This window comes from Liberibacter crescens BT-1 (genome assembly GCF_000325745.1).
Lineage (GTDB): Bacteria > Pseudomonadota > Alphaproteobacteria > Rhizobiales > Rhizobiaceae > Liberibacter > Liberibacter crescens.
Genome location: NC_019907.1, coordinates 885,905 through 897,847 on the forward strand (window position 1 = coordinate 885,905; position 11,943 = coordinate 897,847).

Here is an 11,943-nt window from a genome sequence, read left to right on the forward strand (position 1 = left end):
TGTTACTTAGTTTAAATAAATTTAATGCCCGATTGGTGGAATTGGAAGACACACTTGGTTTAGGTCCAAGCGCAAAAGCATGGGGGTTCGAGTCCCTCATCGGGCACCAGTGTCATGACATGATACTCCCTGTCATCTCTTGTTAAAACAATTGCATGTTGAGAAATATTACTTGTGAAGTCAAAATATTATGCCTGATTTTTTGCTTGAACTTTTTTCTGAAGAGATCCCTGCCAGGATGCAGTCTAAAGCTGCTGAGACTTTAAAAAAAAATGTTACCAATGGTTTAGTTGACTCCGGTTTACTCTATGAGGGTGCACGCCCCTATTGGACTCCACGTCGTCTTGTTCTTTATATTCGTGGTTTAACCGCTTCCTCAAAAGAGACCACAATAGAAAAAAAAGGTCCTCGTATCAACGCGGATCAAAAAACAATTGACGGCTTCTTGCGTTCTGCAGGGCTCAATTCAATCACTGAAGCGACCATTTGCAAAGATGTCAAAAAAGGTGATTTCTATGGAGTATCCCTTAAAAAAACCCGGGCGTTTGGCAGAAGATATCCTTGCAGATCTTATTCCTGAAATTATCCGTAACTTCCCCTGGCAAAAATCAATGCGATGGGGAGATACCTCTTGCGATTCCAATGCCTTATATTGGATACGTCCTTTAAAATCAATTGTTTGTATTTTACATTTTGAAGATGGCGACGTAAAAATCATTAACAGTCATATTGCAGGAATTCCCTTTGGAGACAGGACGTATGGGCATCGCTTTCATGCACCACAACCCATCAAGGTCAAATGTTTTTCTGATTATGTTGATGCGCTCAATAAAGCAAAGGTTATTCTTGACCCGGAATATAGAAAAAACATCATTCTCAACGATATAAACCATTGTGCCTTTGTAGCCGGTCTAGAGCTCATTCCAGACACAGAATTACTCGAAGAAGTGACAGGTCTGGTAGAATGGCCGAAAGTATTCATGAGTTCTTTTCATGAAAACTATCTCAACCTTCCTGAAGAAATCATTCGCCTCACCATTAAAACACACCAGAAATGTTTTGTAACCCGCTCTTCTACAGGAAAACTGTCTAATCATTTTATGATTGTTGCCAATATTGATGCAATCGATAATGGCATAGAGATACTGAAAGGGCATAGCAGGGTTGTCAATGCCCGTCTGGCAGATGCTTTACATTTCTGGAGATGTGATCAAAATAATTTACCTGATCTTGTTTCCTTACAAGACTCAGCTAAAAAGTTTAATCTTGACCTTCAAAAACCTCTTGATCAGCGCATGGCCAAGCTTGACGCATTAAATGTCAGATTTCACACTAAATTGGGAACACAAGGTGAGCGTGTATTACGGATAGGATTATTAGCACAAAAGCTCCTGAAATTTACCCATGCTGATCCACAATTGGTTGATCGAGCTGTTACATTGGCCAAAGCAGATTTATGTACAGAAATTGTTCGGGAGTTTCCTGAACTTCAAGGAAAAACAGGAAAAGAATATGCCCTTTTACAAGGAGAACATCTCTCTGTTGCAACAGCTCTTGAAGATCACTATAAGCCACGAGGCCCTTCAGATCAGATTCCGGAAGATAAGGTTGCAATCACTGTGGCTCTTGCTGACAAATTGGATAGCCTGATCAGTTTCTGGTCCATTGATGAAAAACCCAGTGGATCAAAAGATCCTTATGCATTACGGCGTGCAGCACTAGGATCAATACGCATACTTCTGGAAAGAAAGATCAATCTACCTCTATACCGGTTTTTAAAAGATGATGATCTGATGGCTTTCTTTCGTGAGCGTTTAAAATTACACCTTCGTGATGCTGGATACCGTCATGATATTATTGATGCAGCATTTATTTCTCAAGAAGATAATTTTTATATGCTTGTTGAGCTTGTAAAATGCTTGAGTGATTTTCTTCTTCTTGAAGAAGGCAGGAAATTTTTATCAGCAGCAAAACGGGTGATACAAATCCTTTCTGTGGAAGAAAAAAAAGAAGAAATCGTTTCCAGTAACATTCAGTCATCCCTCTTCCTGGTCGATGCAGAAAAAGAACTCCACAATCTTAACACTTCAGTGAATGCCCTTGTTCAAAAAACGATGAAAAGAAATGATTTTAATGAAGCGCTGTTAACTCTTTCCACATTAAGTGATCCGATTGATCTTTTCTTTGAAAAAGTTATGGTCAATGTGAGCGATAGCCATATTCGTAAAAACCGTCTTTCATTACTGCATGCAGTAAGAGATACGATACTTCTGGTTTTCGATATTCATAAAATCAATAGTTAATTCAAATGACTGTATCAATGCCCAGAGTTTCTTCTTCTGGAAAATGATGATGATCATCCTGTAGAAAAAATTCTATCCCTTATTTTTTTGCTGCAGGTTCAGCTTCTCCTGCTGGTTTCATCGCGGCACCAGCTTCTCCTGCTGGTTTCATCGCGGCACCAGCTTCTTCTGCTGGTTTCATCACGGCACCAGCTTCTTCTGCTGGTTTCATCACGGCACCAGCTTCTTCTGCTGGTTTCATCACGGCACCAGCTTCTTCTGCTGGTTTCATCACGGCACCAGCTTCTTCTGCTGGTTTCATGGCATGAGCTGTATCCTTGGCAGAAACATTGTGAGCATCTTTCTTCTTGCTACCATGATCCTTCTTTTTAGAATCAGGAGGATTTATTTCTTGCTCTTCACCATCTTCCAAAGTTCTGCTTTTTACAAATTTAACAGGAGATCCACCCATAAGGTCATCGACAACAATCACTTTAGGAACACCATCAATCATGACATCGACTATATGTTCTGTGCCTTTTTTAAGCACGGGAACATGATATTGGCCTGGTCTGTCCTGGCTTGAAGTATCTTGCAGAAACTTCTCTTCAGTATTACACTCTGTACAAACAAACATGACACTTTTACTGAGTTTCTCTATAAAAATATTTTTAAGGCTTACTTGTTTTAATGGATCAGCGAACCCTGCATTGGTACTCAAAAGTATAAATAACCCATTTAAAACAACTAAATAACGCATCCTTGCACTCCCATTACACATCAAGGTTTACTACAATTAAATTGTCACATCCTCAAAAATGACTGTAAATTTTTAGATATTGTTCTTGCTGAAACTCTACGAAACCGCACGCCAACCAATATCCTTACGCCAAAACCCATGTTTTGTCCAGTTAATAAGATCAACCGCTGCATAAGAATTTTTCTGAGCTGCTATAATTGTTTCTCCCAAGGCTGTAACATTGAGAACCCTTCCTCCATCAATCACAAGCTTGTTATTAACATATGCAGTACCCGCATGAAATACTTTCATATTTGCATGTGATGGAGGTAAAGACTCAATGACAGCACCTTTTTCATAAGAGCCAGGATAACCTTTATTGGCGAGAACAACAGTAAGAGCTGATTCAGAACTCCAATCCAAACGGATATGACTCATTTTTCCAGTTGCACAATTGTATAAAATTGATAACAAATCACTTTCAAGACGCATCATCATCACCTGACATTCAGGATCGCCAAAACGAACATTATATTCAATCAGCTTAGGGCCCTCTGTCGTTAACATCAATCCAGCGAACAAAACACCTATAAAAGGAGAACATTCAGCGATCATTCCATTAATTGTTGGCTGAATAATTTTTTCCATAATAGAATTAATTGTCTCTTCTGTAACTCCAGAAGCAGGTGAGTAGGCACCCATACCCCCTGTATTAGGCCCTGTGTCACCATCATAAGCACGTTTATGGTCCTGAGCTGTTGTAAAAGGGATGACATTCTGACCATCACAAAGAGCGAAAAAACTTATTTCAGTGCCCTCAAGATATTCTTCAATGACAACTCTTGACGTTTTTTCTCTAAAATGGTGATCAATGGCCATCATGGCTTCATCAATATTCATGCATACGGTCACTCCTTTACCCGCTGCAAGACCATCAGCCTTAATAACAACAGGAGCCTTGTTCTTCTTGACATATTCCCTTGCTTCTTCAGCATGGGAAAAACACTGATATGATGCTGTCGGAATATTGTATCTTGTACAAAGTTCCTTGGTAAACTCTTTTGAGCCTTCGAGTCTTGCCGCAGCCTTGGAAGGACCGAAAACAGGTATCCCTTCCCTCTGCAAGACATCAACGATTCCCATCACCAGGGGAACCTCAGGACCAACGATAACAAAATTGATTTTTTTTTCCTTGCAAAATTCTGTTATTGCATCGTGATTATTAACATCCAGTGATACACATTCTGCATGTTCTGCAATACCAGGATTCCCTGGAATGGCCCATAGGCGCGACAAGAGAGATGATTGCGCAATCTTCCAGGCAAGCGCATGTTCCCGGCCACCAGAGCCAATTAAAAGGACGTTCATTCTTCTAACCTTATTGTGATCAATGGATGAATACAATCAATCGTAAAATCAACCCATAAAAAGGAAAAACTCTTCCAGATACATACATGATTTCCTTGATAAATCAATGGTTCATCATTTGAACAGCGATTTTATGATTGAATTTCAGAAAGAAAGGGCTTACAAATTTCTTTCTGAAAGCAGTGGATTATTCCACTGAATGAAAACCTCTTTCTACCTTCATTCTGGATATGAGCTATAAAACAGGAGGAATTTTTCTTGACGAACCGTGTTGCTGATGCGCCAAACCAAAGTTGGGTCTATAAGTTTCTGCCTCCTGTCCTTTTACCTTATGCACAATTAGCACGCTGGGATCGTGTCGTCGGTTCTTATTTATTAATGTGGCCATGTTTCTGGTCTGCAACTCTTGCAGCATATTCCCTGGAAAAAACATGCACCTTGTCGTATCAATTGTTCTTTTGGCATCTCGCCCTGTATTACATTGGAACGATAACGATGCGTGGTGCCGGGTGTACCTGGAACGATATCATTGATAAAGATATTGATGCCCTTGTTTCCCGCACCCGGTCACGACCTTTGCCTTCAGGTCGTATCACTTTAAAAAAAGCATTATTTTTTATGGTAGTACAATTATTGATTGGTTTTATTGTTCTTATTCAATTCAATAATTATACCATTTTTTTAGGATTAGGATCAATGCTTATCGTTCCTTTATATCCTTTTACAAAGCGTTTTACCAACTGGCCGCAATTTTTCCTGGGTCTCTGTTTTGCATGGGGAGCACTCATAGGATGGTCTGCACTGCATAATAAACTTTCCTTAGCTGCATTGTGTCTCTACGCAGGAACAGTATGCTGGATTATCGGGTATGATACAATCTATGCTCATCAGGATAAGAGTTTTGATGAACTTATTGGTGTTAAGTCAACAGCGATACTTTTTGCCGATCATACAAAAAGATGGCTTTGTCTCTTTTACAGCTTATGCATAGTGTTCCTGGCACTGTCATTTTATCTTGTGGAGGTGACGATATACAGCTGGATTGGGCTATTGAGTGCTGCTCTTCTCTTTATATACCAGATTATTGCCTTTGATGGTTCTGATCCGGATAAATGTCTTGCACTCTTCAAAAGCAATAATTTCACAGGGTTACTTGTTTTTACAGGGTTACTGATTTCTCTTCTCTCAATATAGGCAACAGATGATTGCCCAAATGCCTGTCGTCTCTTCTTTTCCTTGAAGAAACTACAGACTGATGATCATCTTTTTTCCTTTAATTCTAAGATTTAACCCCAGTTTATAGATTGATCTACAGATAAAAAATCCTTGCAACACAGGAGGTGTGAGCACTTCCTGTCTTGCAGGAATATGCTTTTGCTCTTTTCCTTCATAAGGTGTGCTCTCACTGTTTTCACTGTTAAAAGATATAACATCTCCATTCTCTTCTATCATAAGCATCGGGAGATTATAAATCTGGGACCATAATTTCCAATCCTGAGCGACCTCAGGGAGATTTTCAGAGATCAATAAAGGGATACAGAAATTTGGATCCTGGTGATAGAGTTCAACACGCATCGTGATACGATCATTATTGCGGGAAATAATACGAACAGCAATACCCTTGAAAACTGTAATAGGAAGCTGAATAAAGACAGGAATATTTTTAAATGAAAGGAACTGAAGAACGACAACATTTTTTTCATTTATTACTGCAATTTTACCATTTTTTGAATGATAACACACCCAAAATACATGTTGTGGAAAATTCTTTGGATCCAGTCTCAAAGCATTTCCTTGCTTAATAGACTTATTAACAGTATTCAGCATTTAGTGGACCTTTGAATATTAAATAATTTCAAAAAAATAGCGATGTATCGTTCAAAAATATTTTTATTTTAAAATAATAGATCACAGAATAGACAATAGTTTTTTTTATAAAATCTAAAAAAATACAGTTAAAAAAGATGAATTAACTCTATGGTTACTGAATTACCAATCCATGAATCCAGTCCCTGGAACAATTATTTTTTTCTTTATCCCTCAAAAAGAAAGCCTGAGACAAGAAAATTAAGCCATAATTCACGTGTATCCTGAAGATGAAACGATAATAAAAAAAAGAAAAAGAGGTCGCATGACATACACTCACATGCGCTATCATGCACTTGAAAATAAATTGAAATTGAATGTACTCTCTAAAGTTTCCAATACTCCTCGTGTTGCTGATGACAGGAAATATTATCAGGAAAATATCAGGAAAATATCTTCTGTTGATCAATTTATGGCCGATAATCGTCTTTATGCCTATGCGATGAAGGCTTATGGCCTTGAAGATATGTCTTATGCCAAAGCATTGATGCGTAAGGCCCTTGAAAGTGATCTTGCAGACAGCAAAAGCTTTGTAAATACTCTTCATGATTCTCGTTATAGAGAATTCGCAAAAGCATTTAATCTCTCATCACCACAGAAATCTCTTCAAACAAAAACACAAGAAGAAGATGTTATCTCACGATATCTTAAATCTTATTCCAAAGAAGAACATCGTGAAGCTTTCGAAACCCAGTATTTTAAAAACAATATCCATAAAATAGAAACCGTTGATCAATTACTGAATAATAAGCGTTTACGTCATTATATCCTGAAAGCTTTCGGAATTGATCAACAGCATATTTCGCATTCTTTTCTTCGAAAAGTTCTTATATGTGATCCTCACGATCCTGAAAGTTTTGTTCACAGCCTTAAGAAAGATGCATGGATCAAACTGGCAAATGCCTTTCATTTTGAAGAAGATGGGAAAACAGCAAAAAATGGCCTTCTGACAGAAAAACAACAAGAAACGATCACGGAAAATTATCTTTTAGAGACATCAAGCTTTTTGACAAAAAAAATTGTCCCTCTTGATCAGAGCTATTATAAAGCGAAGATTGGTTCGGTTTCCTCTGTAACACATCTTGTAAAAGATAAAAGACTGTTCAGAATTATTAAAACTGCTCTTGGGTTTGATTCCACAATGACCCCTTCTGAATTTGTAACGATTACAACAGATAAGGAACTGGCTAAAGGCTCTGGTGTTTCTCAGGTTACAGATTTTTTTAACATCAATGCCTACGGACAAGAAAAAAATGGCAAAGAGATACAATCCGTAGAACAAACATTCAAGCTCCTGGAGCTTTACGAAAAACACTATCACAATCATCGCAATAAAATCATAAAGGATTCTATTAAAAATTATAAGAAAACACTTCAAAATATCGTCTCTATCAAAGATTTATCCTATGCAGGGTTTAAATCAGGAACAACCGTTAAAGACAAAAAAATCCAGCAACCCATAGAAATGATCTTGCGCGCTTTTGATATAAAGGCAGAAGAACTCTCAAAAAAAGAATTTCATTCACTTCTTGCAAGCGATATCCTTGATCCTCACAGTGATGTAAATCGCTCTAGAGACCAGCGTTTCATTCAACTTAATCGTGCATTTAATTTTGATAGTAACGGCAACGCATCCTCACCGTTTCAAGCACTTTCTGAAAAAACCATTCAGGATTACCGTGACTCTTATATCAAAAATAAAACACGTTTTTTAACACAACTGGAACGTAAAAAAAATGAGAAAGATCTCAATCCTGAAATAACGTATTTTGAAGAAAATATCAGAAAAATTCATCATCCCGATGATTTTACTGCCGATAAACGTCTTGTCCATTTTATGCTGGAAGCAAAGGGAATTAAACCAGACACTGTCACAGAAAATCTTCTTAAAGAAACGTTCACATCTTATTTTAACACTCCAGACAACTTTATTCATACATCCAATGATTATCGTTTTATGGAAATTGTTGCTTCTTTTCATTTTGATGCCAACAAAAAATTATCAAGAAATTCTGCACATCAAATCCAAAGCCCCGAGAACATCATGAAGACAATGCATCTCCATACACATCAAATTTTAGAAGAAGAAGAAGGTAAAAAAGACATCAATAGAAGACTGGCACTCTATTTTGAACGTAAAGCCCCAACTATCACAAATATTTATGATTTTTTATCCGACAAGGCTCTCTATCAGGTCATTTCCAAAACCTTGGGTCTCTCATCGTATTTCAGATCAGGAGATATAGACAAACAAGCTGCTACATTAAAAAAATCTATCAACATAAAAGATTTTCAAGATCCCGAAAAACTGAAAAATTTTATAAAGCGCTTCAATTCTGCTACGAATAGTGAAAATTCTGTTCTTATTCCTGGTTTTAACTCTTCTATAAAAAATTCGGGAATTTTTTCTTTAATCCAGTCACTCCCGCTCTCTTGAGAAGAAAACTGCGGGTGCTTGAAGAATGATCTTTCAAGGATGGACCTCAAACAGATACAAAAAATAACATTTTATGGATATACTTCAGAAACTCACTGTATCCTCTCAATTTTTCAATGCAATATCTTTGTTTTATAGAATTAACTCGATGTAATATAGAGAGCCCTCTATACAATAAAATTGTATCAATAGAGAAATAAAAATTTGAAAAAACCTTGTAATATCATCCTTTTTCTATAGGGAATTACAGTTATGATCAAAAAAGTCATACCCATTTCTGATGAGTCTCCTCATCTTTTAATTGTGGATGATGATAGCCGTATCCGTGTTCTTCTTAATCGTTATCTCAATGAAAACGGGTTTCGTAGCACCGTTGTTGCCAATGCTGCTGAAGCAAGACAACACCTGGAATGGTTTCAATTTGATTTAATTATCCTGGATATAATGATGCCTCATGAATCGGGCCTTTCACTCACAAAAAGTTTGCGTGTTGATAATCCTGTTCCGGTTATTTTACTCACCGCTCTTGATGAAACACATTCACGGATTTCAGGGCTTGAAACCGGAGCCGATGACTATCTTTCAAAACCATTTGATCCCCGTGAACTTATCTTGCGAATAAAAAATATCCTCAAACGTCATCCTGCGAATTCAGATGAACAAAAAATTGAAAAAGTCATGTTTGGTCCTTATACTTTCTTTATAAACCAACGAGAACTTCGTAAAGGGAATGAGATCATCAGACTCACAGAAAGAGAAGAAAATCTTATGATGCTTTTTTGCATCAGGGCTGGAGATACAATCCCTCGCCAGGAACTCATCACGGGAGATATGGAAAGAGGAGAGCGATCTATAGACGTCCAGATTAACAGACTACGAAGAAAAATTGAAATTTGTCCTACAAAACCAATTTATTTAAAAACTGTACGAGGTATAGGTTACCGTTTAAACGTCAATTAAAAATCTCACACTCATAAAAGATTTTTAACAACAAGATAGAACATATGTCTTTTCTGAATCAGCTTTTCAAGTTTAAAAGACCGAAAGGTATATATACACGGTTTATTCTGATTATTATACTCCCTATGCTGATTTTACAAACGGTGATTGCTACTGTTTTCATGGAGCGTTACTGGCAAACAGTAACACAACGTTTGTCCATGGGAACAACACGTGATATAGCAATGTTGGTTGGGCTTATTGAAAAAGACCCTGATAACATAAATCTGAATCAAATAATACAACTTGCAAGACAGAAACTGAAACTGATTATTTCTCTTGAACCTGGTACAACATTACCGCCTCCACGTTCCAAACATTTTTTTTCTATACTGGACAACATTCTTGCCAAGGAAATTAAACAGCAAATTAATCGCCCATTCTGGATTAACACTTCATTTCTTCCTGATTTTGTGGAAATTCGCATTAAGCTCGACAGCCATATCCTTCGTATACTGACTCACCGCAATCAGACATATGCTTCAAATACCCATATCTTTATTTTATGGATGGTTGGAACATCCATAATCCTTATTACCATTTCCATTCTATTCTTACGAGGACAAATTCGACCTATCCTGTCACTTGCTGTTGCTGCAGAAAGTTTTGGAAAAGGTCAGACATCTTATGATTTTCATCCTTCTGGTGCCAAGGAAATTCGTCGTGCTGGTCAGGCTTTTTTATTAATGCGTAAACGTATAGAGCGTCAGATAGAACAACGCACTGCAATGCTAACAGGAGTAAGTCATGATTTACGAACAATTTTAACACGTTTCAAATTACAAATTGCTCTTGTAGAGAATCAAGATGAATTAAAAGGTTTAAACGAAGATATCAATGATATGCAGAGTATGCTGGAAGCCTATCTTGCTTTTGCGCGTGGAGAATCTGAAGAAGACACGGGAACCGTTAATATTATTCGTCTTTTTGAAAAGATTGAAGAAGACTTTGAATGTCAAAACAAACCTTTAACATGGAATTTAAAAGGAAATCCTGAGGTGCATGTAAGACCCAATGCTTTTTCACGCCTGATTTTTAATCTTGCTTCAAATGCTCAATGTTATGCTCATAAACTCGTTATTAACGCTCATCACGATAAAAAATGGCTGACAATAACCTTCGACGATGATGGCCCTGGAATTCCTGAACATGCTCTCCAGGATGTTTTTAAACCATTTTTTCGACTTGACTCAGCACGTAACCTTAATAAATCCGGCACAGGCCTTGGACTAACGATCGTCCAGGATATCAGCCGTAGCCATGGTGGTAACGTCATTTTAGAAAAAAGCCCTCTGGGAGGATTACGCGTAAGGGTTTCTCTTCCTGTCTAGGACTTTTTCAAAAATAATCCCTTAATATCGCTTATAGTATGAACCTATCCTTCAAAAAAGAAAAGCCAACAAGAAATCACAAACAGAAATATTGAAAATCCGATTTCGAGTTTACGCTTGCCGATATCGTAAGCAACTTTTATTCCAACAGGTGCTATCAAAACAGCAATAGGCATAACAATAAGAGCGGCTCCCCAATTAATAAAGCCAAGAGACATAACAGGTAAACCGGATACTCCCCAACCTGCATAAATATAGCCTAATGCTCCAGGAATAGAAACCAGAAGACTAACACCTGTTGATGTTGCTATGGCCTGATATATGGAACGTCCGTAAAGAACCATAAAAATATTGTTAAAAATAGCTCCTCCTATTCCTATCAACCCGGAAAATACCCCAATGATCACTCCTAAAATCCATGTCCATGGATTTTTAGGAAGCTCTGTTCCCAGACGCCAACGATTATTATTCAACAAGATAAACAATGCTATACAAAAACTGACAACAGAAAAAATTTCACGAAGTATTTGAGCGTTTACATAAACAGAAAGCATGGAAGCCGTGATACTGCCTACGGGAACTGCTGTTACCCAATTGCGAAGCAATCTCATATCAACCGTTTTACGATGATAATGCCCGATAAACGAACGCAAGGACGTCATAATAATAATAGCCAGGGATGTTCCTACTGCGATATGCATACGCATTGAATCATCCACCTTATCATATACAGTTAATATTTTATAAAACATTGGTACAATGATCAGACCACCACCTATACCGAAAAAACCATTTAAAAATCCCGATAAACACCCCATAACAATTAACAACAGAAAAAAACTGACAGATTGATATACCATGATCTATGCTCTATACTTATAGGTGAATAATTGACTTATAGCAGTTTATAATGTAAAGGAG

The 11,943-nt window shown here is 37.4% G+C and carries 8 protein-coding genes, 1 tRNA gene and 1 pseudogene; 6 read left to right on the forward strand and 4 right to left on the reverse strand.

The genetic code is table 11. From position 1 onward, the window contains the following. The first annotated feature begins 26 nt into the window (after positions 1-26). Positions 27-109 (forward strand) — tRNA-Leu (locus tag B488_RS03895). Between the two features lie 81 nt (positions 110-190). Beyond that, positions 191-2,303, forward strand: a pseudogene (glyS, locus tag B488_RS03900) (glycine--tRNA ligase subunit beta). Between the two features lie 79 nt (positions 2,304-2,382). Here the strand turns inward: glyS and B488_RS06880 are convergent. Next, the gene (locus B488_RS06880; RefSeq protein ID WP_015273236.1) at positions 2,383-3,042 is read right to left on the reverse strand and encodes a YML083C domain-containing protein; all 660 of its coding nucleotides are present in this window, start codon (positions 3,040-3,042) and stop codon (positions 2,383-2,385) included. Positions 3,043-3,138: 96 nt separating this feature from the next. Beyond that, positions 3,139-4,389, reverse strand: coding sequence for a phosphoribosylamine--glycine ligase (gene purD, locus B488_RS03910; protein WP_015273237.1), 1,251 nt, complete (start codon positions 4,387-4,389; stop codon positions 3,139-3,141). Between the two features lie 258 nt (positions 4,390-4,647). On the opposite strand from purD, the gene ubiA reads away from it, so the two are divergent. Beyond that, positions 4,648-5,583: a 4-hydroxybenzoate octaprenyltransferase gene (ubiA, locus tag B488_RS03915; RefSeq protein WP_015273238.1), complete on the forward strand. Its 936-nt coding sequence runs from the start codon at positions 4,648-4,650 to the stop codon at positions 5,581-5,583. Between the two features lie 51 nt (positions 5,584-5,634). On the opposite strand, the gene B488_RS03920 is transcribed toward ubiA, so the two are convergent. Next, positions 5,635-6,216: a DUF6101 family protein gene (locus B488_RS03920; protein WP_015273239.1), complete on the reverse strand. Its 582-nt coding sequence runs from the start codon at positions 6,214-6,216 to the stop codon at positions 5,635-5,637. Positions 6,217-6,520: 304 nt separating this feature from the next. On the opposite strand from B488_RS03920, the gene B488_RS03925 reads away from it, so the two are divergent. From B488_RS03925 to B488_RS03935, 3 genes are all read left to right on the forward strand, one after another. Continuing rightward, positions 6,521-8,692, forward strand: coding sequence for a DUF1217 domain-containing protein (locus tag B488_RS03925; RefSeq protein WP_015273240.1), 2,172 nt, complete (start codon positions 6,521-6,523; stop codon positions 8,690-8,692). A 252-nt stretch (positions 8,693-8,944) separates the two neighbouring features. Continuing rightward, positions 8,945-9,652, forward strand: coding sequence for a response regulator (locus B488_RS03930; RefSeq protein WP_015273241.1), 708 nt, complete (start codon positions 8,945-8,947; stop codon positions 9,650-9,652). A gap of 44 nt (positions 9,653-9,696) precedes the next feature. Next, the gene (locus B488_RS03935; protein WP_015273242.1) at positions 9,697-11,022 is read left to right on the forward strand and encodes an ATP-binding protein; all 1,326 of its coding nucleotides are present in this window, start codon (positions 9,697-9,699) and stop codon (positions 11,020-11,022) included. 44 nt (positions 11,023-11,066) lie between these two features. Here B488_RS03935 and B488_RS03940 read toward each other — a convergent pair whose 3' ends face one another. After that, the gene (locus B488_RS03940; protein WP_015273243.1) at positions 11,067-11,882 is read right to left on the reverse strand and encodes a sulfite exporter TauE/SafE family protein; all 816 of its coding nucleotides are present in this window, start codon (positions 11,880-11,882) and stop codon (positions 11,067-11,069) included. Between the last annotated feature and the right edge of the window lie 61 nt (positions 11,883-11,943).